A 25,350-nucleotide genomic window follows, 5' to 3' on the forward strand; every position below is an offset into this window, starting at 1 on the left:
GTAAATGGACCGTCACAAGGATCTGTGATGTTTATCGCAATTATTTTCCTGTGCGGCTACTCTGGGGGCTTCTCTGTTTTTTAAGTACAAATAGTGCTGCTTTTGGAAAAAATAGCTTAGGGTAGCTATTGCTTGTTCGAATTACTGTATCTGCAAGGCAGCCATATTTTGCTTCCCATCTGATCATTGCTTTGCAAATCCCGGATGCTTCCGAGAGCTGCTTTGTGCTAAAAATAGTGCTTCGATATTTAATGGCTTCGGCTAGCTGATCTTTGTAGACATATCGCACTATGCCATCAGTTATTGGCCTAATGAGTTCCAAATTTACAAGATCGTTCCAGAGGGTAGTACTTATTCGCATTTTTAATTTAACGTCCTCAATTCGGATGAGCATATTATTGTTCTTATAGTTTGCCAGATATTCCTCTAACTCTATTTTGTCAAGACATGGCTGACCTTCACTTAGCAGCTGTATTGGCATCAGAAATCCGAGATGGTACAGCCGATCAAGCTGACGGGGTTTAACGTCAAGAAATTTACAAGCGTCTGATGGCAATAGCAGATTAGGCGCCTGGCTTGTGAGTTGACTCTTATGACCTCGCCCACATCGGCTTTGGTAGTTGGACTGGGAAACAGTAACCAAGTCTAGAGTTTCAACTTCCTGCCGTCGGAAAACATATAACAATCCACCATCAATGCTGGGGCCATGCACAGGCATGACTCCTGCTGAAATAATTTTATCTGCTAAGTTTGTGGCATTGCAGCTTAACTTGTCTGCTATCTCACGCGTAAAAATAAAATCTTGATGAAATTTTCCTAGGTCATTAACATCGATTTTAATTTGACGTGCCAAGTGTGGGGTGTAAGGTAGTAACCCTGACTTGGCTACTCGGTAAATAGCATCTGGGTAAATTTTGAGAATTTTCGCTGCCTCACGTACGCTGAGGAATTTGGAACTTGCGGCTTGTTTTGTAGGAATTATCAATTCAAGGCTAGGAAGGCCAATGCACGGGTTGTAAGCTAGACTCGTTGCTTTGCCTTCTAGTAAATCATTTAACAAATTTAATCTTGTGGAAAAATCGATTCCATAATGATCAAAACTCACTGATTGCCCTTGTGTGGCTGAATTTTTCTGCACCAGAAAATGTTGTAGCTGGCTTAAGCTTTTGCCACTGACGAATAGATCTTTGCGTGAAAGTCGCGCAGTGTTTGCCAAGCAGCCAGATTCTGAAACGGATACAAGTACTTTTTTCTTGATCAAGCGATGAAGTATATGGTGGGAAACATTCAGAATGTACCCTGCGACTTCAATAGTTAGATTTTTCTGCGATTGCGGACTTCCTGTTTGTACGTGAATTTCTGCAATTACTTTATCCCTGGCCAGCCAGCGATTGGTAATTTTGATCAGTTCTTGATCAAAATTTTTATCAATTTTCAAACCCTGGGCCAATGGGGCGGTGGCATAACGTGGCCCAAGTGTTGGCTCGTTCCTGTACCTTTCTTCTAGGTGAAAATCGATAGCGTTATAAAAGGATTCATGGTCTCGTAAGCTTTGAGTCGATATTTGGCCAATTTTTAAATTTAACTCTTCTGGCGTAATTTCAGAAAGACTCTTTGTAGAAATAGCCCCGCTTGGGGTTTTTAGTATTAATAATGCAAGGATTATGTAACGCTGGATCTCTGTCGCTGTAAGTGTACATATTTCGATAGAATCATAATATTTTTCTACAGGTATAGATTGTGCCGTATGCAGTGGAAAACCACAGTTACAGCGATTAAGTGAGGCATAGCGCCAACTTACCCGCTTAAAGCATGCCGGACATCTATCAAGCAAAATCGTCTGATGCTTGTGACAGCAAGTGGATAGGTGCCAATCCCAGTCAGCCCGATGCATTAATCTTTCAGATAAGCAGTACGGGCACCAGGCACGATAGTCATGACGCAATAATTCAAGTGGCCAGGTTAGGCCTTGATAAAGAAACCGACGGTGTTTGCCGACGCGAATATCAAGTGGCCATGCCATTGCAACGATCTTTTCCAATGGCTGTTTCAGCTGTTGGGCAAGTGTTCCCAGCGAATACACTCCTAACTGTGGTGTTAGTGGAGCCCGGTAGATGGTTTCAGCTTTCTGTTCAAGGAAGTCTAAGAGCTCCTGTGGGTGCTGTAAGCAATTTAGATCCGCGACCCGGAGCAGATAGCCTGGCAACGTTTCGAAGTCTTGTGGTTGGGGATGGAACAGGAGTTGCCTAGTATTTTCTATCAATGTCTCAGGAAGCGTGCTCATCATTGGTTCTTCCTCAGTTGGTAGATCCAGCGTTCAATCGCTGTATTACTCTCCTGAAACGGATTGGCCCTTAAGCGCCGATTGGCCGCCAAGAGGGTGTTAAAACTACGAATCAAATGCTCCCGTTCAATCCGAGCGCAGTCTTGCATCAGTGCGGAACGCGATGCGTCGCGAATAAGTGTCGTGAAAGAGCGGAAATTGCCACCCGTAGCCAAGTAGAAGCGTGCTGGCATGGTCTCGTCGCCAAACCCACTGGGTTTGGCGAAGGGCAGCGCCTTCTCGAAGCAATTCAGCAGACGTTCAAAACTGGTGGGCTGCCCCAGCCAGTCGAACAAGGGGATCTCCACCGACAGGGGGAAGCGTCCAGCGAGTTGTGGGCTGTACTCAAGAACAGCACAGGCCGCGGGCATACCTACGAGGATGAAGGGTAGCGCTGTTTGGTTGATCAAGCTTTTGATTGCGTCGGCGACAGTTTCGATGCGTTGACGGGTGCCTCGCTCTACCAGGTGTTGGAACTCATCCAGGATGATCAAGCGTACATTGCAACGTTTGAGCAGTTCGAACAGTCGTAGACGCTTGTATTCGATCTTTCCCCGATCTGGAAAGGGAGCGCCTAGTGCTGTAAGTATGGATGTATATAGTGCGCCGATGGTTGCTGGTAGTGGGACAGAGGCTACCAGTACTGGTGTATTGACTTCTTCAGATGTTTTTATAGAAGGGTGGCGATCTGACATGGTTTTAATAATAGTGCTTTTGCCAACACCGGTATCGCCCGTGATGATCATGCAAAGTGGCTCAGCCAGATCGACCGACTCCTCAAGACAGCGTTCCATATTAGCTAAGATTGCGCTAAAAATTGGATAATGAACGCGAATCTCTTTTATTGCTTGTAGCTTCTGCTTAACATCCTCGTATTTTAGGTCCATCACCGTTCTCCTTTGGCTTTGGAGGTTTCGACAAACCAGTTATCGCAATCAATATTATCCATTTCGGAAGTAGAAGATTGAGGTGAACTAGGCTTCTTTTGGCTGATTGCTTGATTTTTGGGGCGATTTTTATATTTCTCCCGAGCCTTTTGTCGCGTTTTACGTTCAAGTTCATGCTCTGCATCTTGGTAAAGCTGATGCACCTTTCTACGAAGTTTGGCCTTCTCTTGACGAATGGTATCGACATGGGACTCCGAGTATTCCGGCGCATCAGAATTAGTTCTTTTGCGTGACTGTTGAAACACAATCCAGCTTGTGTTGGGCTCAACATCTGGCGTCAAGCATTTCAACTTGATTAGTGCTTTGTTAACTGGGTCAGCGATATAGGCTTGGGTTACGTCTTCAGGATCAATTCGAAGCATGATCAGCTGCTTTTCAGGTAGTTTTTCTTCCAGGTGAACCAAGTACGGGTGGTGATAGATCAAGCCTTTTGTGCCAATGCGTCCATTGCTGATCTTCCGCTGGAAAGTAAGACCGGTTTCCGCCTCTAAACTAAGGCTATCTGGTAAGGGAGGAATAGGGTGCTCCTCTATCAAGCGCTTCCAGCACTGGAGCGGTGTTTCCCCCAGTTCACTATGCCGTGTATTGTGATACTTAACGACAACCCATTGAAAAACGAGCTGCCGTAATTCATGCAACGTCAAGAACGCTAGCTTCTCTGATGGGTAGTCACCGCGTTCAACTGGGTTTGACCAAGTGGTGCCTGGTAGTCGGTGAATTAATTGATGGTTGAGGGTGCCAATAAATCGCTCAACCGCCGCCTTGTACCATGGTTTTCCCGGAGGGCAATATTGCATATCGGCATGCATGTCTGCACAGAACTGTTTGTGAGCATTGCCATGAAATTCGGGTCCGTTATCCATGCAAATCAACCTAAACTGACCGTCTACCGGCCAAGTTAGATTGATGTCAATTGCTAGACTATCGACGATTTCTTGCTTACCCATCACGGCTTGACGTAAACACATCAACACAGCTATGGATGATGGCGGCTCAAGATCTATATAAATCCCACAGACCATACGAGTCCTGCGATCGATGGCAACGGTACAAGTCGGTCGTCGTAAATACGCCTTTGTGATCGGATGGATTAGAATAATATCCAGTGTGGTATGGTCAATCTCCACCCGTTCTAAAGGAAATAGGGCAGAAGGGCCACGATCCCTTGTTCGGAAATACCGGCGTGCAGCTCGTTCGCCGAGTCGTCTTGCCATCACGATAAAGGGATCAAGCAGACGCTTGACTAACTTGCAGAAGCCGGTATAGCTAACGGTGCGGAGCCAATTTGTTTTGGACCGATTCTGATTGGCTTCAATCACTCGGTCAGCCAGTTCTGCATAGGCCTCTCTCAGACTTAGCCTGGCCTGGGTCAAGTAGTAGGTGTCGATGGTTTCATAGAATAGCTCGATTACATCTGGATCAATTTGGCCATGGCGTCTTCCGCAATTAGCCGTTAATGGAGCAAGAGACATAACATCTTCGCCACTCTGTACGTAGCGGTGGCACCAGCGATAAAGGGAGGAAGGGCTAGGAGGCTTGTCGTCATGAATTAACTTCGCGACAGACGCCGAAATGACCTTGAGTTCACGTGTACACGAGAATGTGGATGTTTGATTCAAGACAGCTCTGACATAGCACAGACTGCGTTGCAGTTTCAGTCTATGATGAGCAGGTAACGCAGCAGGAATAGGGGGCAAGCCATCCTCCCTAAACAAGATGTCTTGTCCCTCGATAATTTTCAGTAGCCCTTGCTGGCGGTAAGCTTCAATTTCATCATGTTTGAATGTTTTTGCATTCGAAGTTCGCTCATTTAGTAACGTCACAGTCCGGTCTGGCTGGATGTCAATAACTCGGAAGTGATGGCCATGCAAACTAACCGAGAAGCCTTCCCTAAACGGAATAGTCATTTCTCACCCCCTCCGCTAGATATACTTTTAACAGTGGGTTGATAATTTTTTGCTTGTCATATTCCAGCCAACCCTCCCAAAGAAGGTGATAGAGGCCGCAAAGGCTCAGATATTTACTGTTCAATCGAATCGTGAGCCAAGTCAGGGTGCATGGCCCTGCTTTTAGTAGATAATCGGCAATGAGCTGGCGGTCACGATGAGTAACAAAAACATCTGCGTAGTGTTTCAAATAATTTAAATTCTTTAAATTATTTCCATCTCGAATAATTTTGCGGTCAACAACAACAAATTCATAGCCTAGCTGCGCTAGTTGCACTCCTATTGCATTTGCCTTTTCATTAAATGCATTATCTGCCGATATCTCCTCTGGCTTGACTTCGTAAATGGTCGGCAATCTATTTAATGCATCCTTCCAATGCACTTCGAAGTCTGGAGTGTATAGGTGCCACTTGCCATTAAGACAATAATCAAATCGCTGTGGCTGGCTTTGGATGGTTTTGACTGATGGATTTGCTTCTAAATGTAGAAGCCAGTCACGCTCAAGTGTGCTTTCCCATGGAATAAGTCCATTCATCCTATGGCTATATGAGAACCCAATCACTTTGTCACTATTGTGGTTGTGAATCTTGCGTATAGATGGAATGAGCATGACGATTCCCCGATCATTATTACCGTTGTCACACTTAAAAAGCATGACGAGCTCGGTATGACTGATTAGCCTTGCTGCATTGTTATGAACAACAAGGACCCACGACTGAGCCAACACGTCGGGAGGAAGAGCGAGGCTAGCAAGAGCCTCTGTGAAGGCTTGTGGTCCGGCTAGGCAAGCGACAATTGGCTTAAGTGGGGAGGGTGACCATGAGCTGTGTCTATGGGCTTTGGTCTTGAAGTGGCGTAATAACTCGGGGCTAGGTCTGCTGTGCCTGAGGACAGGCAGGCGGCGATGTTTCATGGCTTTTCCTTTAGGGCACCGGTTCAGCAAGGGCTGAACCGGGATGCCAGGGTGTGTTGGGACAGCCCCGAGCAAAATGCCCTTGACTGTCCGCATCGGAAAAGCCAAGATGAGATTGACGAGAGCACAATCGAGTCAACTCATGAAGCCCCCTGGTTTTCGTAGAACCGTGGGGGCTTCGCTCTTCCGCCAGTAGTAATAACTTCAGGCGGCTATGGCATGTTCATCTCCTTCTCTGCTTTGGGTTTGTGAGTTCAGGTGTTCATTGCATCTGTATCGCGCTCAAATTTGCGCTCCAGCCATTCTTCTACCCGCTCAGGATCCCAGCGTCGTACTCTACCGAGCCAGATGTGCTTGGGGGCTGCATGTCGTGCAATGAGATCCTCAAGCAAGCGCAGGCTAATACCCAGTCGGTCTGCCAACTGCTTAGCATTAATAAGCCTCGGCATGCTCCCCTCCGTTTTGTTGCTTGATGCAGAGTCATGCAATCTGGAGCGCTCTGCAGAGTGGCGATGTGATTGTCTGAAGTCTATGCACGGAAATTTAAAATTACAAACAGTAACTTTTGTTCAATTTGTTTTTGCTATTTTAAAATAACGAAAGTCAAATTGAAAAAGGCAAGGCGAACCAAATCGACCTTGCCTTTTTAATGCACTGAACAGACGAGCTACTTCCGTGCGTGAATTTCTTCCATCAACGCCTCTGCCTGGTCGGTGAACCATTCAGCAAGTTGATGGTAGGTTTCATCACCAAACCCCTGTACGTCAATCATGTCTCCGCGTTCATGCGAGATGCCGCGCAGGTACCAAAAGCAGTCTGAAGTGTGCAGCTTTTGAAGAAACTCTTGGTACAGCGGCCAGAGCTCTGGGATCAGCTCTACGCTCCAGTACTGGTTAGGTTCTCGCGGTGGCTGCGCAAGAGCATTGTAATTTTCACTCCCCATGAATGTTCACCTTGCATGTGTTGGTTCAGCTTGCCCCTACAGTATTTCAGGGCTTGCGCTCTTCTGAGAGGAGGGAACCAAGAGACGTTCTAGCCGTTCTTCGGCTTTACTGAGGTTCCGCCGGTACTGTCCCGTTCGACGATGCTGCCACAGCGTACAGATGAGTAGAAATGATATACCAAGGCCATTCACCCAGAGCAGGGCATTACGTCGGTCTGCGGCGCGCGCTGCTGATAAAGCGGGATACAACTCTTGGGCCTGGCGCTCCAAATCACGACGAACGCGTTGGCTTGAGGCATCTATTGATTGATGCTCCAGGACGCGAATCTCATTCTGTACCTGTTCAGCCTTGCTGGGGGCGACTATTCCAAATCGGTAGGCCCCCATGGAAATGAGTAATGCCAATAACCAACTTACCAGGCCGAATGCAAGAATGCGGACTACCTTCGCGCTGATTGAGAAATCTAACCAACGGGGACGGGGTAGTACTGCAGCTTGGTGAAGCAGCTGCCCCCAGCTTGCCATCATTCTCTTGCGATGACCGGTATCCGTGTTTCGCACCTCGACCAGCCAGGATTGCCCATGTGCTTCGATGCCGGCGACTGTTACGCGATGTCCTACCCGGACCGCTATGCCTCCGTTGTGTAGCCGCAGCGGGATTTCTTTGCCATGCTCATCGCGCAGCCAGATTTCTTGCTGCTCCGAGACATGTGTAACTAGCTGAGGGGCATTGGCATAGCCCCCATACGGGCCAACATAACCGCCGCCACCTGATAGCTCGACCTTTGTTTTGCTCCACGTCTGCCGGTCGGCGACCTCCCAGGTATGACTCCGTACTGTGACCGATGTCCCATTGACATTCACACGCCCGCTAACACCCCTTGTAGCGCTACTGCTGTCCATAAGAGTCTTTCTATGCGGTATTGATAGCAAATATTCACTTATAGTTGTCTATTTTGCAACTATAGGCCGTCGAGCAAATTCGTGCGCAGCCGGATGCTCTCCGTATGGAAAAAGTATCCAAACCACATGCTGCACGGATGGTCTTTGCTAAAAACCTGCGGCAGGTACGACGCTTGAAAGAAGTGTCACAGGAGGCATTGGCTCTACAAGCCGGCCTGAGCCGAACGTATGTGTCAGAGGTTGAGCGCGGGGAGCGAAATGTCTCAATCGATAATATGGGGCTGCTGGCTGATGCGCTTGGAGTGAAGCTCAAAGATCTTCTTGACCCAGAAATGCTCAAGACGCTGTAGGTGCGTCTAATGCGGCTTCTGGAACTTCGGGCAGGGGGAGGGCTGGTTGCTCGCTCGGAAACCAATCGAGCTCGCATCCAGACAATGGCAAATGCTGACCGACTGCTGGCGACCGGCACGAACTGATTCATGGAAAAGACAATGCCCAACATCCGATCACTTGATGTGAAGCTTGTTGACGACCTCTTTGAGATGGGTGGCGGTTATGTGCTTGATTTTTCCGACCGCACAATGGCAGCCTTCTTCGCCGAGGAGCTGAACGTTGATATCAATGATCCCGCGTATCGGGAGCAGGGTACATCGAAGGCAAAACGGTTGCGGTGCTACCTGAACAAGGTTGAGTTGGCAGCGTCGATTAAGGCACTTAAGGCCTTGTGGGAATACCGCGAGGCTACCCGGAAGGGCCTCGAACGCGAAGAGTGGGTTCCCAATGCGGAGGGGCGCTTCTTCTCTTTGCTCAACCGTATGCAGGGCAAGCCTGATCAAATGCCCCCAGAGGGCGAGCCACCCAAACCTGCGTTTGATCGTCCGAAGCTCGTTGCCTTGAAGCAGCGGCTCATTGACCTCTCCGCCTTGGAGCCTCAGCCACGGGGCAATGCGTTCGAAACTTGGCTGCGAGACATGTTCGATCTATTTGGCCTCGCAGCCCGTGAGCCCTTTCGCCTTCGTGGCGAGCAGATCGACGGGAGCTTTATTTTGCAGGGTGAGACCTACCTGGTAGAGGCGAAGTGGCAGTCAGCACCGACCGGAGCGGCGGATCTTCATGCTTTTCATGGAAAGATTGAGCAGAAAGCTGCATGGGCTCGTGGTCTCCCGCACAGTAAATTAGAGGAAAAGAAAACTCAATGCCGAAAACAAGTAAGTCGTCCAATTCAACCATTAAAGTGAGAGATCGTATTGATGTCCTGACGTTTGGGGTGGGGCACGGAGACTGTCTACTTTTAGAATTCATCAAAAACGGCTCTGTAGCTTTTCGTCTTTTATATGATGGCGGCGCAAGACTGTCGCCGGCGCTTCTTGAGCATTTAAAGGATTCGAGACGGCAAGAAGATGCTGATGATCTTGATGTTGTCGTTCTAAGTCATGTAGACAACGATCACCAAGGTGGGCTCCATGAATTGCTTGCAGACGATACTGTAAGTATTGGAGAACTGTGGCTCCCCTGCCTTCCTGCATTTGAACGTTTGAGTTGGCTGTTTGCTGATCGAGTTGCTACTGCAGTTGCCAAAGCCAAAGATCTAGAAGAAGCGGCAGTTAAACGCGAAATTGAAGTAATTTACCCGATGGAGGGGCATGTACAGCGCTTTGTGGATGGCGCTGCGGTTACGGTTTCAGTTATATCTCCTGCGCGTCGATTACTTCAGCGGCTGTACTCAGGCTCTGAGGTGGAGGTCGAAGATATGCTGAATCGTATACCGCTACCGCTCGAATGGCTCATTCGCGGCGATTCAATTGGCGAAGGCGACAACCAAGGGGATATCGTAAGTTCTCCGTTCAATGGCACAACAGCTATGAGCCGTGAACTGCTGCCTGCTGTACGTAAGCTTAGTACTAATTCAGACTCTGCAATAAGAGAAAATAAGGTTGCGGAAGTTGCGCGTTCTGAAAAATTGGAGTTTGAGCCCAATTTTTTTGGGAATAGTGTTCTTAATGATACTTCCTTAGTTCTCGTCGTCGACGCAGTTCTTGATGGGCTATATCGGCGTCGGGTTGTATTATCTGGGGATCAAGAAAACTGGTCATATATCTGTTCAAAGCATCCCATGGGTCTGGGGCCTGATGTTTTGAAGGTACCTCACCATGGAGGGCATGTATATTTAGCCGATATCAATCGGATAAAAAAGGGCGAATTGCTGTCAAATGGACTTGGTCAGTTCTTTATTTGGATGCGACCCAGGATTGCAATCGTAAGTGCTAAAGGCATACATAACCTACCTAAAATAGAATTTCGTGAAGCTGCGCGCTTAATAGGCACAACATTAATATGTCCGAACAAACGGGGGCGGGAGGTGATTTTCTCTGGATCTGAGGCTTCAGATCAAAAATCTTGTTTTCAACAGTTCAATTGTGGACAAGAAGCGCAGCATGATCTGCTCAAACTAAGTCTCTCTGCGCAGCAGGAGGATCTCAATGCCTCGGCCTGCTTACAGGGGAGTTGCCATAGAGGCCCTTCGCCTGTAGTGGTAATGCAGCAAAGGCTCATTGAGCCTGACGAATCTTTTGTCCGTTGGACTTCGGCTGAAGTTCGGAAACAGGCGTACTGGCTCGAGGGGTTTCTACGCCGTGAACGCGTTGCGGTTCTTGACGCTACAGTGGAGTCAATATTAGCAAAACTTGATTTTCCATTGATAACTTGGAATCGCATTTATGCAGAAGCTAAAGCGGAAGGATTTGTGCAATTTGCAGCGAATCCTGAACCTGTACTTCGCTATGCTGCGGCACATGGTTTGATTTGGGGCGAAGATGAGCTACGTTGGGGGCGGCCATGTGACCTTGTTGCTGCACTTTCCGAAAAGGAGTACCAAAAATTGGTCAAGAAATTGCGGCAGTGTCAGGGCTTTTTGCTGCTTATTGAGAGTCTGGATCAGAATACACTGCAGCGTGGGGACTGGTTTGAATTGTTGAGTAGCGCTGACCTAAAACCCCTGATGCAACTCTGTGCTGCTTGGTCTGGAATTCCAGTCAAAATTTTTGACAGAGAGGTGCGGCCACGTCTTATTCGAGATTTTAAATTATTCTACGCAGGACGTCTGGCTTCTTTGAAATATCCTGACCGTGATGTAATAAATTCGAATGGACGAGCCTTGTTGCACCTTTACTCCAAAAGTACAGATGTTCAAGACTTTTTCGAGGAGGCCTGGCTAAGGATGATGCGAGGGGCATTTTACGCACTTGAGGAGCAGGAGCTGAAGCACATTCTTGATAGTGCAAAGGATATGGTTTTACCGCCTCTTTCCACAAAATGGTTGAGTAAAGGATTCTCACTTGATTTGAAGTGCCTCCATCCTTTTATTCGACCACCTTGGTTCAACTATAACAGTGAGGATATCTGCGTGGAACCCGGCGAATTCCCTGAAAAATTTGCTAAAGTGTATTGGAGGCAGCTTTGGGGGGGCACGTAGCAGGAAAAAACCGATGTCAGTCCAGTAGTACCTTGTGAACGCATTTTTGATTATTTTGCATACTGGGTTAACCTAAAAGTAATTTCTTGCCTAGCTTGGTGTCCAAGCGCTTGAGGTTATAATCTTCCTCAAGCAGCTTGGGACGACTAGCCTCCGACGCGCATACGGCCGAACCTTGAGCATCACATTGTATAATGTAGTTTAGGAAATACCAAACTTGCAGCACTGCTCTGCAGCCGACAGAGCTGTCTAGGCTTCCATGAGGATGGTAATAATCTGTTGTTCTGTGAAGCGGAACTTACTCCAGAAGGTCCCTTTGACTGTTATGCTAAATAATGTTTGGTATATCTGCTGGGTGGGTGGCTACCACCTCCTGCCAACTGAAAGCCCGTCGGTTTACTAGTGCCGTTTCATATCCATGTTGTTCGACCCGCTTGAAATCGGCTTCTGGCATCCTCCGTAGTCGTGTCGGGTAATCTTTTGCAGCCCGGCGCTCTTCACTGCTCAATTTCAAGCCACTCTCGTCGGCCCCTGGGGCATACTTGGCTAGGAATTTGAACGGGTCGGTTCCTATCTGCAGATACTGGCCACGCCCGACACCACCTTTCAGGTGGTTAACGAAAGCACGCACTCGTAACGCCCTTGTTTGCTCCGAAGCGATATCGAACATCCGCATAGCGGAAAACCATCCGGTCTTGCCCGGAGTAAAGGGCTTTCCTGCGTCGGACACCACCAAATAGTCGACATCTGATAGCTTGGGCAACTGGCTGCCGCAGTCGAAGAACGGTTCCAGGCCCAGATTGTCATACACTCCCCCGTCGTACAACTTGACAGAATCGAACTTGGGTAGTTTGGGGACCGCGCTACCATCGGCAATGGCGTCTACCAGATTGGCTTTCCACTTGAACCACTTTCCGTTGGGGGTAGGCAGTCGTAGTGGCCCGATGATGCCAGGGACTGCCGAGGAGACAGCCATTGCCTCCGCAAGTGGAAACTGTCCCGATAAGGCATACCCCAGTTCGTAGTCGCCCATGTCGTCGCGCTTGAAACGAAACCGTACCCCGTATTCCGCGGTTGTACCATTGATGCTCCACGTCGGCTTTGTGGGTAGCGACCCTAGTAAATCGGTCACTCCCCAGCAGCGACGATATGCGGCAGCCAAGCAGTGGGGGCGGGACCGGATAAGCCAAGGTCGCTTTACCAGCTCACGTATCGCGGTCCAGACAACGTCCTGAGGCGCCAGAGACTGCTGCAACGATGCCCGCGCTTTTGTTGGGCGCCCCTTGCACAGCCACCACAATGCCCGCCGCAGCGGCGTGCGATGACGGGTTAACAAGGAAGTCAGCTGGGGCCCGACATGGTTGAGATAGTCCAGGGAACTCGGCCATTGCCCTCCGGCCAGTTGCATGATCAGCCCCGCCACTAGGCTACCGCCCGATACTGTGGAGATTTGAACCACCTGTTCGAGCTCGCCGTGCTCGGCCATTTCGCGCAACACTCCCGCATGGAACACCATGGCGCGTATGCCGCCACCGGATAGTACTAGCCCGATGCGCCGTTCGCGTCTCATGATTGAACCTCGACCAGAACGGAAATATCACCTTCCTCGGCACCTACGATGATCATCACTGACGGCACACCATCCGGAGCCAGCGTCTTGGACAGCCCGACCAGCGTTTCCTGGTCTTGTGAAGAGGGGGCCGAGTCAGCAGGGTGGGTATGCCATTCGCCAAGGTAGCTGACTTGACCTTGACTGCAGTGGTAATACGTTGTCAGTTTTTCTTTCAGACCAACATTGCCGCGCTCAAAGGAAGTGTGGGTGGCTTTACTGTCAGGTGGTGCAGGTAGGGCATCTACCACGAACAGATGGTTGTGATTGAAGTCGTGGTAGCCGACTAGGATGCCGCCGGTTTCGTTCGGCAGCTGCTCCTGACGCCATTGGCGCATCTTGGCGAGAATGGCCTCGTCGATGACTAGTACGAACTCACTGCGATGGTCCTCGAACCTTCGAGTATGTGCCACAGCAATAACCTGAGTTGTAACTGTTCCGCTTGTTGGATCGAGAGACCAGACTCGCAGCGCCGCCTCGGGGGACCGGCTCAATTGCGGCAACTGACGGGCCAATGTACCGGCCAATACCGCGACGTCGGCCTTATTTAACACATGCGAGATATCGCTGCAGCCATAACCAGTCCGGAATCGGCCATCGGCCGGTAAAAGATGGGACTCCCCCCAGACCTCGTTGATGACCGCGCGCAAATATTGCGCTTCCAGACCATGGACTGGCACATGGCGATCCTGATCCTCCAGCATCAACACTGCAGCCGTTCCCCGCGGGTTGAAAAAAAGAGTCGTCAGACGTGGACGTTGACCAGCATACAAGCTAAGCGCCCGGGCTGCATCCAATGAGGCCGTGGCATCCACCACCAAGCTGGCTTCGTCAAACACCTGGGGAGGGGCCTCGGTCGCATCGAACACCCCCGTTTGGATCATTCGATTCGGAACCAGCAGGGCGGTCATTTCAGCTACGACTTCGGCCTTTGAGCGCCCTACCTGCGTAGCCAATGCGGTATGCCGGACCAGGTTGTGGGGTTTTAAGGTATCGGGGTCCACCAGGCGCCAGCGCCCCCAGCCCATACGCACCCAGTTGTCGAGCAGATGACTGCCGAGCGCCCCTAGCCCGAACAGTAGGCGAATCTCGTCGCCACCTGACTCGGGCAAACCGGAAAAACGACGCGCCATTGGTGCATCTAGCGCTCGCTGCACTTCCAACTGCAAGCAGGCCACCTTGCCCAAATCGGGCAGGCGCTCGAAAGCAGCCCCAGGTAACGGCAACAACGGAGCCCAACCAGAAGGGTCTGTATCCTTGGGGTTGGCACAGGCAACTACCCCTAAGTCCCTGCCCAATTCGGCGGGCGTCTGGATAAGTAGGAATGCGTACATCCGGACATCAAGCTCCGACCGGGACTCCGCAATCGTTGCGGCTTGACTGCGCAACAGCGGCGCTTTGATTAATAACAGCGTCAAGTCAAATGGTTTAGATGAGGAGGAAGTCTCTGGGGCTGGCTTGCGTAATGCACGCTCGAGATAACCCTCTGGGGCGGACTGCAGGTGCAGATACAAAGCTTCTTCGAGCGCCGCATACAGATCGAAGCCCCGCGATTGCAATGACGCGGCGAGGCCGCTCAGAGTCCACTCGGGAGCTTCTATCAGTCCGTGTTCGATAGTCGGAAGCTCGAGCAGAATCGGGCGGAGCCCCTTTTTCGACGGATCATCAGAGCAGAGGAGCGTTAAATCACCAGCCCGTTCCTGGCTGTACTGACTGGCTTTATTCACCGTGAAAGTCAGCGGAGGCATCTGTCTGCCTGTTACGCCATAATTGGTGGGTAGTACTACCGCCAATGACGACGGAAAGAACAACGGCTCCAACGGCTGGTCCGACGTATGCAAGGTACCGGTGGCCGTGGCCCGCAGCCAATGCTTGATACGTGCTAGGAAGCGCGGCGCGGTCAAACTACGCATCACCGCCGTAGGCGGTTCCTCGAATAAGCAAAGGCTACGCGGCGTTCCTGGCAGACTGTGATTCAAGTGCATCAGGTTCGGGAAGTCGCGTCGTAGCACCAAGGCTTCTGGCTGAGCCCGTTTACTACAACAGACCTGCAGGGCCAGCAGCTCCCGACAGCGAATCCCGAAGGGGTTACGGCTGGGAACTCCATCGGGCTGGGCGATTACCATTAGGAGCTCGAATTCCTCTTTGTCCTCGACATAATGACGAAGGCCGAGCAGCTCGAACTCGCTATCCTTGAGTACCGCGGCGAGTAGCTGCCGGCTCCAGGGGGAGCGCAAAGCCGATTCAGCTATCGGCTCCCCTAGCGAGAACTCTTCACTCATCACTGGCGCCAGAGCGAGGGTTGGCGTATACCGCTGCCTCCTGAGCGGCGCTAATGCCATGATGGCTTGCGGTCGATTTCTTCGCCGCAGGGAGCTTGGACAAACCGTACTGGCCTACTTCAAACACAAGCGGCTGCGGCTCATCAATCGAAGGATGCTCCATCGTTACCCAGAATGGTGCGTGCAGACCCACCGTCTCACGGTAACCTCGCTTGGCCTGGATGTGAGGTGGTAGGGTCCGGTTATGCGCTTCTTCGTCTTCACGGATCGGATTGCTAGAGCTCACCAAGTGCGGATTTGGTGCAGCATGCACTTTCAGCAGCTCACGAATATGCGCAGTCGGCAGGGTGATACGATCACCATCGCGCTCGGGGTCTTCCTTAGTCTGGTTCAGGCACTCGTAGCTGCAATGATGGGGAATACTCAACAGATCCCACTTCAGGCGGTCGGTATTGCCATTTCGCTTGGACAACAGGACGATATCGTCGATGGCGTCATATATGGAGTCGCCGAAAGCCATCAGATTGATCGGCTCCTCAGAAGCAAAACGAATTTGGAAAATCAGCGAATCTTCATTGCGATAGACGTTTTGGGCCGTACTCTCGGAATCCGAGAACGGCGAATGAGTAAAGAACTCGATTCCATCTCGGTCCAGTTGGAAGCAGTTGACCACTCTGCCGGCATACTCGAACAAATGCTCTCGATCTTCGTAGCTCAGACCGTCCTTTTCCATCCAGTCGAGTAACGCTTGCGGGCGGGAAAACACCTTGATGCCCTTGCCATCGCGAAAACGCTGACGCAACTCGCGACGCAGCACTTCGTAATCGTTCCCACGCTGCTTCTGTTTGACCTCCTCAAACAGCATCGCGGCTGGCACCCAGAACTCGTGCACCTTGATACGTCCATTGCCGGTGTATGTTTGGGGACCTGCACCAGGCAACTCGAAGAATTCGTGGCTATTGCGGATATGGTCGAGGTCAGCATGGGTGAATATCACCACGTCGAAATAATCACGTCCAGCTTCCTTCAGTTCCTCATTCAATCGTGCGGCCAAGTCGATGACCTTGGTACCTTCATCCTCCCCAGCGGTGAGGTGACGGAAGTCCATCAGGATACGGCGGCCGTCATCCAGCACAATCTGGCTTGTATCGCCCGTGCCAACGGGATAAAACGTAATAGTCGCCATCGATTTGTCCTCAATTAATAAAATTCTTGGATATGCCAGGCCTCGCACTAATGACACACCATGTGACCATGTCAGTATATTTGGATGCGATGCTCGATTTCTCAAGCACAAAGGCATGATTTTTTTATGTAAAAGGCTTGCCCATGCCCTCGTCAGACTCAGAGTCCTTACGGCGAATATTTCTGTAAACCGTGGGCAAAGTCTCACACCGCCCCAAGCTTTGCGCTAACTGCCCGCGCTACCAAAAGCCACTAAAGCGAACAACAAAGTCATTCGCTTCCCCGAGCTAAGCCCTGATGCGAGAGAGTGAGAGGCAGGAAAGCGTGACCAGAACCGTGAGCCGCTCACGGGATAGCTTGTTCAGAGCGCCACCAGCTTCACCAAGTCATGAAAAAAACCCTGCAACGCAGGGCCTTTCTCATGCATCCAAGCAATATTTCAGGCTTTGGCTATCGGAAATTGCAAACTTTGACTACAAAATTTCAACCTTTCCGATTTCTGACATTTACTATCAATCCCAGCTCAACGCCCCGCCAGTCTGATACTCCGTCACGCGGGTCTCGAAGAAGTTTTTCTCCTTCTTCAAGTCAATCATCTCGCTCATCCACGGGAATGGGTTGTTCACACCCGGGAACAACTGGTCCAGGCCAATCTGCTGCATGCGACGGTTGGCAATAAAGCGCAGGTATTCCTTGAACATGCTGGCGTTCAGGCCCAGCACGCCACGCGGCATGGTGTCTTCGGCGTAGGCGTATTCCAGTTCCACCGCCTGTTTGAACAGCTCGACGATTTCGGCCTTGAAGCTTTCGGTCCACAGCTGTGGGTTTTCCAGCTTGATGGTGTTGATCAGGTCGATACCGAAATTGCAGTGGCTGGATTCGTCACGCAGGATGTACTGGTATTGCTCGGCAGCGCCGGTCATCTTGTTCTGACGGCCCAGTGCCAGGATTTGCACGAAACCAACGTAGAAGAACAGGCCTTCCATGATGCAGGCAAACACGATCAGCGAGCGCAGCAGCTTCTGGTCGTTTTCCAGGGTGCCGGTCTTGAAGGCCGGGTCGCACAGTACGTCGATGAACGGAATCAGGAATTCGTCCTTGTCACGGATGGACTTGATTTCGTTGTAGGCGTTGAACACTTCGCCTTCGTCCAGGCCCAGGCTTTCCACGATGTACTGGTAGGCGTGGGTGTGGATGGCTTCGTCAAAAGCCTGACGCAGCAGGTACTGGCGGCATTCCGGGCTGGTGATCTGGCGGTAGGTGCCCAGCACGATGTTGTTGGCGGCCAAGCTGTCGGCGGTAACGAAGAAACCCAGGTTGCGCTTGACGATGCGCATTTCGTCTTCGGACAGTTGGCCGGTTTTCCACTGTTCGATGTCGCGCTGCATGTTCACTTCTTGCGGCATCCAGTGGTTGGCACATTGGGCCAGGTATTTTTCCCAGGCCCATTTGTGTTTGAACGGTACCAGCTGGTTGACGTCGGTGGTGCCGTTGATGACTTTCTTGTCCACGGCGTTGACGCGGCCTGCGCTGTTGCTGTCGGTAGGGGCTACGGCCGGTTTTTGTACCGGGGTGTCGTCAAAGCTCAACATGTATTGGATTCTCCGTGATTATTTGCCGGCCACGCCCATGGGGGTGGTCAGCTGGATGGTTTGGCCCGCGCCCGGCATGCTGTGCATGCTGGTTTCGGCGGCAGGCTGGCATGGGGGGTGTTCCAGCAGCATGGCGCTCTGGCGCATGATGCGGATGGCAGTGCGGGGAGTGGCCGGTGTATCGCGCAGTGGCTGCGGCAGGTCTACCAGCACCAGGCCCAGCTTGCGAAAGCGGTCTTGCTCCGGGTGCTGCGCTGCACGGCTGGCGGTGCAGAATAGGGTGGTGCTCATGCCGGTCTCCCCGTTGCTGTTGCGGTTTGCTTCTCAAGCCGGCTGTGGTCAACCGGCTTGAGAAGCCTGTCCGGTTATTGGGCCGGATGCCCGTGTTCTTCAAATTGCGCCAGGCCGTAAATGCGCCATGCGCCGTTTTCCCGTATCAGGTGGTAGGCGGTGGAGAATATCCACGGCTCGGCCTGCTGTCGCTGCGCTGTCCAGCGCACCTTGACGGTGGCCAGTTCGCTGCCAAAGGGCAGTACGTCTGTGATGCGGCAACTGGCGCTGCTTACGCCCTGGGCGCGGTAATACTCCAGAATGCCTACGGTGGCCTGGTAGAGCGCTTCGGTTTCATTGCTGCCGAAGGTGGCGATCTGGCCATGGTGTACCGCAGTAAATGGACGGGTAAACATGGCGTAGACCGCACGCGCATCCAGGGCGGAGTAGGCCTGGCTGTAACGGTTGAAAAATTCCTGAAGTGTCATGGGCATCTCTGATTGTTTGCGCCTTGTGGGCCTGGTTCAGATGATGGCTGGCCTTGGCGGGCTGCCATCTTGTTTGCTTTTACACTTCCCCATTCGGAAACCGCCTGCGGGCAAGCGGTTTGGAAATGGGCTGACCGGGTGAGCGGTCAGCTTGGTGCAGTTGTCTTGCTTGCCTGCTTGCTGACAGGCTTCACCAGCTTTTCAAGCTACCCTGCCGCAGAGCGACAGGGATCCGGGTTGTCGCTTCGCTTCAATCCATCCTGCTTGCTTGCCTTATTGGCAAGCTTCGCGCGCCCTGCGGGCTAGGCACCGTCGCTTTGCTCCGGTGCCATCCGGATTGTTGCTTCGCACCAACCACTGATTGCTCTGCTTGCCTTACTGGCAAGCCTCACCAGCTTTTCAAGCTGCCCTGTCGTGGCACGACAGGGGTCCGGGTTGTCGCTTCGCTTCAATCCATCCTGCTTGCTTGCCTTACTGGCAAGCTTCGCAGTCTGGATTGTCAATGCTGCAGAACTTGGCGTCGGTGGCCGGGGTGTTGTCCACCTCGGCTGCCGGGGCGCTTTGTTCGGCGGCAGCGTTGTAGGCCGGGTTCAGGCCGCTGGCTACTGCGTTCAGCTCGCCGCCCTTGCCAGTGGATTTTTCGGCACTGGAGGCTGCCAGGGTGCGCAGGTAGTAGGTGGTTTTCACACCGCGAATCCACGCCAGCTTGTACAGGTCGTCCAGCTTCTTGCCGGATGCACCAGCCATGTACAGGTTGAGCGACTGCGCCTGGTCGATCCACTTCTGGCGACGCGATGCCGCTTCCACCAGCCATTTCGGGTCGATTTCGAAGGCGGTGGCGTAAATGGCTTTCAGCTCGGCCGGAATGCGGTCGATGCGGCCCAGGCTGCCGTCGAAGTACTTGAGGTCGGCAACCATCACTTCGTCCCACAGGCCGGCTTTTTTCAGGTCGCGCACCAGGTATTCGTTGGTGACGGTGAATTCGCCGGACAGGTTGGATTTCACAAACAGGTTCTGGTAGGTCGGCTCGATGCTGGCAGACACACCAATGATGTTGGCGATGGTTGCGGTCGGGGCGATGGCCAGGGTGTTGGAGTTGCGCATGCCGTGTTGCTTGATGCGTTCACGCAGGGCGTTCCAGTCCAGGCGTTCGGTGCGGTCCATTTCCAGATAGCCGCCGCGTTCGGCTGCCAGCAGGTTGATGCTGTCTTGCGGCAGCAGGCCACGGTCCCACAGGCTGCCCTTGTACGACGGGTAGCGGCCACGTTCTTCGGCCAGTTCGGTGCCTGCCCAGTAGGCGTAGTAGGCCACCATTTCCATGGATTCGTCGGCAAATTCAACGGCTTCCTGCGAGGCGTACGGTACGCGCTTCATGTGCAGGCAGTCCTGGAAGCCCATGATGCCCATGCCTACCGGACGGTGCTTCAGGTTGGAATTGCGTGCCTTCTTCACCGGGTAGAAGTTGATGTCGATCACGTTGTCCAGCATGCGCAGGGCGATGCGGATGGTGCGTTGCAGCTTCTCGGCGTCCAGTTTGCCATCGGCACCCATGTGGGCGGCCAGGTTGACCGAACCCAGGTTACACACCGCGATTTCGTCGTCGTTGGTGTTCAGGGTGATTTCGGTGCACAGGTTGGAGCTGTGTACCACGCCCATGTGCTGCTGCGGGCTGCGGATATTGCACGGGTCCTTGAAAGTAACCCACGGGTGGCCGGTTTCAAACAGCATGGTCAGCATCTTGCGCCACAGGCTGAGGGCCGGGATGCGTTTGTACACCTTCATTTCGCCACGTTCGCCCATGGCTTCGTAGTGCTGGTAGCGCTTTTCGAAGGCGGAGCCGTACAGCTCGTGCAGGTCCGGGGTTTCGGACGGGGAGAACAGGCTCCATTCCGCGCCTTCCATCACGCGCTTCATGAACAGGTCCGGAATCCAGTTGGCGGTGTTCATGTCGTGGGTGCGGCGGCGATCGTCACCGGTGTTCTTGCGCAGTTCCAGGAACTCTTCCACGTCGGCGTGCCAGGTTTCCAGGTAGGCACATACCGCGCCCTTGCGCTTGCCACCCTGGTTGACGGCCACGGCGGTGTCGTTCACTACTTTCAGGAAGGGAACAATACCTTGCGACTTGCCGTTGGTACCCTTGATGTGGGAGCCCATGGCGCGCACCGGGGTCCAGTCGTTACCCAGGCCACCGGCAAACTTGGACAGCAGGGCATTTTCCTTCAGGCCTTCGTAAATGCCGTCCAGATCATCGGCAATGGTGGTCAGGTAGCAGCTGGACAGCTGGCTGCGACGGGTGCCGGAGTTGAACAGCGTCGGGGTGGACGACATGAAGTCGAAGCTGGACAGCACGTTGTAGAACTCGATGGCGCGGGCTTCGCGGTTCACTTCGTTCAGGGCCAGGCCCATGGCGACACGCATGTAGAAAGCCTGCGGCATTTCGATGCGGGTGCCGTCGATGTGCAGGAAGTAGCGGTCAAACAGGGTTTGCAGGCCCAGGTAGCCAAATTTCAGGTCGCGCTTGGCGTCCAGGGAGGCACCCAGTTTTTTCAGGTCGTACTCGGCCAGGCGTTCGTCCAGCAGCTCGGCCTGAATGCCTTTCTTGATGAATTGCGGGAAGTATTCCGCATAGCGCTCGGCCATTTCTTCCTGGCTGACCGATTCATCCAGGATTTCCAGGCGGATGCTGTCCATCAGCAGGCGGGCGGTGACGTAGTCGTAGGCCGGGTCCTGTTCGATCATGGAACGGGCGGCCAGAATGGCGGACTTGTTCACTTCGTCCAGCGGCACGCCGTCGTAAATGTTTTTCAGGGTTTCGGACAGGATGGCGTCGATATCGATGCCGGCCAGGCCCTGGGCAGCGGATTCAATGCCGGCGCGCAGGCGAGCAATGTCCAGCGGCTGCTTGCGGCCATCCTTGCGGATGACGTTGATCTGGATCTGGGTCAGCGCTTCGCCGCGTGCTGCGCGTTCTTGCGAGCGTTGTTCGCGGTACAGCACGTAGGCGCGGGCCACGTCGTGTTCGCCAAAGCGCATCAGGCTCAGTTCTACCTGGTCCTGGATGTCTTCGATATGGATGGCACCGCCTTCGGGCTTGCGGCGCATCAGGGCGTTGACCACCAGTTCGGTCAGCTGGGCAACCTTGTCACGAATGCTGGCGGAGGTGGCGCCTTGATGCCCCATCACGGCCAGGAATGCCTTGGTCATGGCGATGGAGATCTTGACCGGCTCGAATGCCACAACGGCACCATTGCGGCGAATGGTTTTGTAGTGGCTGAAGTCGGCCTGGGGGGCGGCGGCACGGCCGAGTTCGGCGGCGGTTTGCCCTTCAAAGGTGGTCAGTTGCATGGAGCCCTCTTTGGGTGGTTTGCGTCTTGGCCGATGCAGCCGGCAGGCGGCTGGACATGGGCTGTGGACAAGTCTGTTGAAAAGCTGTGTGTGTCTTGTGAATAAACACAATATATATGTTTGTACCGCACAGAAGACGCAAATTCTAGTGTTCTGCGAGCGGCGGAGCAAGTCTTGACAGGGCGGTGAAAAATGTGAAATCCGCGCCAGATAAGGCTTGCAGCGGCATAGGAATTTTTTGGGGCAGGGCTGCCTGCTTTTGGTGCCGGCAAGAAATCCTGTAAAGACAAGCATCTGGGTATTGATGCAGGGGTGCCACAATATCTGGTGTTTGGTGCTTGTTGCGCAGCCGCTACGCCTTTGGCATGAAAAATTGATGACGATTCATCTTTTTCAGCATGGCCTGCACAGACTGCGTTGCCGCCGCGGCATGAAAAACGGCAGCCGACACCATAGGGTGGGGGCTGCCGTGGATGCGTGACTGCTTAGCCTTGCGGCTGTAGCCAGATCAGGCTGGCCATGCGGCCGGTAATCTTGTCGCGGCGGTAGGAGAAAAAGCGTTCACGGTCGATGACCGTACAGAAGTCGCCGCCATACACCCGCTCAATACCCAGTGCCGCCAGGCGCTGGCGTGCCAGCATATAGATATCGGCCAGATACTTGTCTTCGCCGATGGCATCGAAGGCCTGATCGGCGGCGGGGTCGGCTGCCATGAAGGCGGCGCGTACTTCTGCACCCACCTCAAAGGCATCCGGGCCAATGGCCGGGCCCAGCCAGGCCATCAGGCTGGAAGGTTCTACCCCGGTGGCGGCTACGCTGGCTTCCAGCACCCCATCGCACAGGCCTCGCCAGCCGGCATGGGCGGCGGCCACTACGCTGCCAGTGTCGTTGCACAGCAGTACCGGCAGGCAGTCGGCAGTCATTACCACGCATACCGTGCCAGCCGTAACGCTGTAGCTGGCATCGGCATCCAGCAGGCTGTCGCCCACTTCGGTGGCATTTACCACGTGGGTGCCATGCACCTGGTTCAGCCAGGCCGGTTCGTTTGGCAGCTGGCTGCGCAGCAGTTCGCGGTTGGCGGCAACAGCCTCGGGATCATCCCCGACATGGGTGCCAAGGTTGAAGCTGTTGAAGGGCTGCAAGCTGCGGCCGCCCTGGCGCGTGGTGATGAGGGTGCGGACATTGGCTGGCGCAGGCCAGTCGGCCTGCAGCCAGTGGCTGGATGGTTCAGTCACGGACATAGATCACCTCGATGTCGCCATCGTCGTCGTCGTCATCTTCATCATCCCACTCTTCGCCGTCTTCCTCCTGGATGGCGGATGCCTGCTCCATGCGCTCACCACCTTCGCCGCGCAGGGTGTTGAGCAGGTGCATGAAGTCGTCTGGCAATGGTGCCTGCCAGCTGCGCTCCTCACCGGTACCCGGGTGCACCAGCGCCAGCTTGTAGGCGTGCAGGGCCTGGCGGGCCAGTGCCTTGACGGCGTCGGCCACGTATTCGTCCATCTTGTGACGCTGGTTGCCGTACAGTGCATCGCCGGCCAGCGGGTGGCGTGCCTCGCGCATGTGGACGCGAATCTGGTGGGTGCGGCCGGTTTCCAGCTTGCACTCGACATAGGAATGGCTGTCAAAGCGTTCCAGCACCCGTACGTGGGTGACGGCCGCTTTGCCGCCAAACTTCAGCACCGCCATTTTCAGGCGGTTGTGCGGGTCACGGCCAATCTGGGTGCTGATGGTGCCATCAAACGGCACCACGCCATCGGCAATGGCACGGTAGATACGCTTTACCGTACGGGCTTGCAGCTGGCGCACCAGTTCGGTCTGGGCCGGAATGGTCTTGGCCACCACCATCAGGCCACTGGTGTCCTTGTCCAGCCGGTGTACGATGCCGGCGCGCGGCACGTGGGCCAGGGCGGGGCAGTGGTGCAGCAGGCCGTTGAGCAGGGTGCCTGTCCAGTTGCCGCTGGCTGGATGAACCACCAGGCCGGCTGGTTTATTGACCACCAGGATGTGTTCATCTTCGTAAACAATGGGCAAATCCATGGCTTCCGGATGGAAAGCCATTTCTTCATTTGACTGAACAATGGTAACGTCCAGCTTTTCGCCACCCAGCAGTCTGGTTTTCGGGGGGACGACTTTGCCGTCCACCAGAACATGGCCATCCTTGATCCATTGGGTCAGGCGGCTGCGGGAGTAATCGGGGAGGAGTTTGGCAAGAGCTGCGTCAAGGCGTTCGCTACCCAAAGAGAGCGGAACCTCCAGCTGTTGTCGAGCAGATACCTCGTTTTCCGAGATATCGCTATAATCCTCCGAGTCAAAGTAAGGATCGGTCATGAAAAGATACGTTGTAGCAGCAATGTTGGTGATGGGGCTTGCCGGTTGTGCAACCACGGAAACCTACGACGAAACGCGCGGCTGGACCGTGGAAAAGCTCTACTCGGAAGCTCGGGATGAACTGAACAGCGGTAATTATACCCGTGCTGTCAAGCTGTACGAAACGCTGGAAGCGCGCTACCCCTATGGCCGCTATGCCCAGCAGGCCGAAATGGACCTGGCCTATACGCATTACAAGGATAATGAACCGGAACTGGCCGTGGCCGCTGCCGACCGTTTCATCAAGCTGCACCCGGCCCACGCCAACGTGGACTATGTGTATTACCTGAAGGGCCTGGTGTACTACAACGACGACCAGGGCATGTTGTCCAAGTGGGCCGGCCAGGACATGAGCGAGCGCGATCCGAAAGCCGCCCGCGAGTCCTTCCTTGCCTTCCGCGAGCTGACCACGCGCTTCCCGAACAGCAAGTATAGTGCGGATGCGCTGGAAAAGATGAACCGTCTGGTGGATGCACTGGGTGGTGGCGAAATGCACGTGGCGCGCTACTACATGAAGCGCGGTGCCTATCTGGCCGCTGCCAATCGCGCGCAGAACGTGGTGAAGGAATACTCCAACACCAAGTATCCGGAAGAAGCGTTGGCGCTGATGTCGGTTGCCTACGATAAGCTGGGCATGGCCCAGTTGGGTGGTGATGCCAAGCGCGTGCTGGCGCTGAACTATCCCAACAGCAAGTATCTGGCGCAGCCGTGGCAAGTGGAAGAAATGCCGTGGTGGAAGGTGTGGAAGTAATCGACTCCCTG

18 protein-coding genes are annotated in these 25,350 nt (G+C 53.4%); 4 read left to right on the forward strand and 14 right to left on the reverse strand.

Annotation, left to right across the window (positions count from 1 at the left end; all coding sequences use genetic code 11):
- Window positions 1-40 precede the first annotated feature (40 nt).
- From QVF59_RS13630 to QVF59_RS13650, 5 genes are all read right to left on the reverse strand, one after another.
- Complete coding sequence (locus QVF59_RS13630; RefSeq protein WP_287880638.1) at window positions 41-2,287, reverse strand: TniQ family protein; 2,247 nt, start codon at window positions 2,285-2,287, stop codon at window positions 41-43.
- Window positions 2,284-3,210: a TniB family NTP-binding protein gene (locus QVF59_RS13635; protein WP_287880640.1), complete on the reverse strand. Its 927-nt coding sequence runs from the start codon at window positions 3,208-3,210 to the stop codon at window positions 2,284-2,286. Before QVF59_RS13635 ends, QVF59_RS13630 begins: the two co-directional genes overlap by 4 nt.
- Window positions 3,210-5,177, reverse strand: a complete 1,968-nt coding sequence (locus tag QVF59_RS13640; protein WP_287880641.1) for a TnsB C-terminal domain-containing protein — start codon at window positions 5,175-5,177, stop codon at window positions 3,210-3,212. Before QVF59_RS13640 ends, QVF59_RS13635 begins: the two co-directional genes overlap by 1 nt.
- Window positions 5,161-6,129, reverse strand: coding sequence for a TnsA endonuclease N-terminal domain-containing protein (locus QVF59_RS13645; protein ID WP_287880642.1), 969 nt, complete (start codon window positions 6,127-6,129; stop codon window positions 5,161-5,163). Before QVF59_RS13645 ends, QVF59_RS13640 begins: the two co-directional genes overlap by 17 nt.
- A 667-nt stretch (window positions 6,130-6,796) precedes the next feature.
- A complete protein-coding gene (locus tag QVF59_RS13650) occupies window positions 6,797-7,072 on the reverse strand; it encodes a hypothetical protein (protein ID WP_287880644.1) in 276 nt (91 codons plus the stop codon).
- 1,007 nt (window positions 7,073-8,079) lie between these two features.
- On the opposite strand from QVF59_RS13650, the gene QVF59_RS13655 reads away from it, so the two are divergent.
- The 3 genes from QVF59_RS13655 to QVF59_RS13665 all read left to right on the forward strand — a co-directional run bounded on the left by QVF59_RS13655 (window position 8,080) and on the right by QVF59_RS13665 (window position 11,447).
- The gene (locus QVF59_RS13655; protein WP_014087061.1) at window positions 8,080-8,325 is read left to right on the forward strand and encodes a helix-turn-helix domain-containing protein; all 246 of its coding nucleotides are present in this window, start codon (window positions 8,080-8,082) and stop codon (window positions 8,323-8,325) included.
- Window positions 8,326-8,454: 129 nt separating this feature from the next.
- Window positions 8,455-9,213 carry a hypothetical protein gene (locus tag QVF59_RS13660; protein WP_287880648.1) on the forward strand — a complete coding sequence of 253 codons (759 nt, stop codon included), beginning with the start codon at window positions 8,455-8,457 and terminating at the stop codon, window positions 9,211-9,213.
- Entirely contained in the window at window positions 9,171-11,447 is a 2,277-nt protein-coding gene (locus tag QVF59_RS13665; RefSeq protein WP_287880649.1) for an MBL fold metallo-hydrolase, read from the forward strand. The genes QVF59_RS13660 and QVF59_RS13665 overlap by 43 nt, the downstream gene beginning before the upstream one ends.
- Window positions 11,448-11,775: 328 nt before the next feature.
- Here the strand turns inward: QVF59_RS13665 and QVF59_RS13670 are convergent, their stop codons facing one another.
- The 9 genes from QVF59_RS13670 to rluD all read right to left on the reverse strand — a co-directional run bounded on the left by QVF59_RS13670 (window position 11,776) and on the right by rluD (window position 24,549).
- Window positions 11,776-13,017: a patatin-like phospholipase family protein gene (locus QVF59_RS13670; protein WP_287880650.1), complete on the reverse strand. Its 1,242-nt coding sequence runs from the start codon at window positions 13,015-13,017 to the stop codon at window positions 11,776-11,778.
- Window positions 13,014-15,338, reverse strand: a complete 2,325-nt coding sequence (cap2-3, locus tag QVF59_RS13675; protein ID WP_287880652.1) for an anti-phage 6A-MBL system cap2_3 protein — start codon at window positions 15,336-15,338, stop codon at window positions 13,014-13,016. The genes QVF59_RS13670 and cap2-3 overlap by 4 nt, the downstream gene beginning before the upstream one ends.
- Window positions 15,331-16,524 (reverse strand): anti-phage 6A-MBL system MBL-fold protein, encoded by a 1,194-nt coding sequence (mblB, locus tag QVF59_RS13680; protein WP_287880654.1) that lies wholly within the window; start codon window positions 16,522-16,524, stop codon window positions 15,331-15,333. Before mblB ends, cap2-3 begins: the two co-directional genes overlap by 8 nt.
- Window positions 16,525-17,035: 511 nt before the next feature.
- On the reverse strand, window positions 17,036-18,115 hold the full coding sequence (locus QVF59_RS13685) for a ribonucleotide-diphosphate reductase subunit beta (RefSeq protein ID WP_159876810.1): 1,080 nt from the start codon (window positions 18,113-18,115) through the stop codon (window positions 17,036-17,038).
- Window positions 18,116-18,133: 18 nt separating this feature from the next.
- Window positions 18,134-18,406, reverse strand: a complete 273-nt coding sequence (locus QVF59_RS13690) for a hypothetical protein (protein WP_287880655.1) — start codon at window positions 18,404-18,406, stop codon at window positions 18,134-18,136.
- Window positions 18,407-18,480: 74 nt separating this feature from the next.
- Window positions 18,481-18,873 (reverse strand): DUF6841 family protein, encoded by a 393-nt coding sequence (locus QVF59_RS13695; RefSeq protein WP_287880657.1) that lies wholly within the window; start codon window positions 18,871-18,873, stop codon window positions 18,481-18,483.
- A 471-nt stretch (window positions 18,874-19,344) separates the two neighbouring features.
- Complete coding sequence (locus tag QVF59_RS13700) at window positions 19,345-22,218, reverse strand: ribonucleoside-diphosphate reductase subunit alpha (RefSeq protein WP_287880659.1); 2,874 nt, start codon at window positions 22,216-22,218, stop codon at window positions 19,345-19,347.
- Between the two features lie 485 nt (window positions 22,219-22,703).
- Entirely contained in the window at window positions 22,704-23,459 is a 756-nt protein-coding gene (gene pgeF, locus QVF59_RS13705) for a peptidoglycan editing factor PgeF (RefSeq protein ID WP_287880661.1), read from the reverse strand.
- Window positions 23,446-24,549, reverse strand: coding sequence for a 23S rRNA pseudouridine(1911/1915/1917) synthase RluD (gene rluD, locus QVF59_RS13710; RefSeq protein WP_159876800.1), 1,104 nt, complete (start codon window positions 24,547-24,549; stop codon window positions 23,446-23,448). Before rluD ends, pgeF begins: the two co-directional genes overlap by 14 nt.
- On the opposite strand from rluD, the gene QVF59_RS13715 reads away from it, so the two are divergent.
- Window positions 24,548-25,339, forward strand: a complete 792-nt coding sequence (locus QVF59_RS13715; protein WP_159876798.1) for an outer membrane protein assembly factor BamD — start codon at window positions 24,548-24,550, stop codon at window positions 25,337-25,339. The two genes, rluD and QVF59_RS13715, sit on opposite strands and share 2 nt — an antisense overlap.
- Window positions 25,340-25,350: the final 11 nt, after the last annotated feature.

The sequence above is a fragment of the Aquitalea sp. genome (assembly GCF_030150775.1).
Classification (GTDB): domain Bacteria; phylum Pseudomonadota; class Gammaproteobacteria; order Burkholderiales; family Chromobacteriaceae; genus Aquitalea; species Aquitalea denitrificans.

Coding starts and splice junctions, on each gene's coding strand:
- QVF59_RS13630 (WP_287880638.1), bottom strand. CDS start 2,287: ATGATGAGCACGCTTCCTGAGACATTGATAGAAAATACTAGGCAACTC.
- QVF59_RS13635 (WP_287880640.1), bottom strand. CDS start 3,210: ATGGACCTAAAATACGAGGATGTTAAGCAGAAGCTACAAGCAATAAAA.
- QVF59_RS13640 (WP_287880641.1), bottom strand. CDS start 5,177: ATGACTATTCCGTTTAGGGAAGGCTTCTCGGTTAGTTTGCATGGCCAT.
- QVF59_RS13645 (WP_287880642.1), bottom strand. CDS start 6,129: ATGAAACATCGCCGCCTGCCTGTCCTCAGGCACAGCAGACCTAGCCCC.
- QVF59_RS13650 (WP_287880644.1), bottom strand. CDS start 7,072: ATGGGGAGTGAAAATTACAATGCTCTTGCGCAGCCACCGCGAGAACCT.
- QVF59_RS13655 (WP_014087061.1), top strand. CDS start 8,080: ATGGAAAAAGTATCCAAACCACATGCTGCACGGATGGTCTTTGCTAAA.
- QVF59_RS13660 (WP_287880648.1), top strand. CDS start 8,455: ATGGAAAAGACAATGCCCAACATCCGATCACTTGATGTGAAGCTTGTT.
- QVF59_RS13665 (WP_287880649.1), top strand. CDS start 9,171: ATGCCGAAAACAAGTAAGTCGTCCAATTCAACCATTAAAGTGAGAGAT.
- QVF59_RS13670 (WP_287880650.1), bottom strand. CDS start 13,017: ATGAGACGCGAACGGCGCATCGGGCTAGTACTATCCGGTGGCGGCATA.
- cap2-3 (WP_287880652.1), bottom strand. CDS start 15,338: ATGAGTGAAGAGTTCTCGCTAGGGGAGCCGATAGCTGAATCGGCTTTG.
- mblB (WP_287880654.1), bottom strand. CDS start 16,524: ATGGCGACTATTACGTTTTATCCCGTTGGCACGGGCGATACAAGCCAG.
- QVF59_RS13685 (WP_159876810.1), bottom strand. CDS start 18,115: ATGTTGAGCTTTGACGACACCCCGGTACAAAAACCGGCCGTAGCCCCT.
- QVF59_RS13690 (WP_287880655.1), bottom strand. CDS start 18,406: ATGAGCACCACCCTATTCTGCACCGCCAGCCGTGCAGCGCAGCACCCG.
- QVF59_RS13695 (WP_287880657.1), bottom strand. CDS start 18,873: ATGACACTTCAGGAATTTTTCAACCGTTACAGCCAGGCCTACTCCGCC.
- QVF59_RS13700 (WP_287880659.1), bottom strand. CDS start 22,218: ATGCAACTGACCACCTTTGAAGGGCAAACCGCCGCCGAACTCGGCCGT.
- pgeF (WP_287880661.1), bottom strand. CDS start 23,459: ATGTCCGTGACTGAACCATCCAGCCACTGGCTGCAGGCCGACTGGCCT.
- QVF59_RS13715 (WP_159876798.1), top strand. CDS start 24,548: ATGAAAAGATACGTTGTAGCAGCAATGTTGGTGATGGGGCTTGCCGGT.
- rluD (WP_159876800.1), bottom strand. CDS start 24,549: ATGACCGATCCTTACTTTGACTCGGAGGATTATAGCGATATCTCGGAA.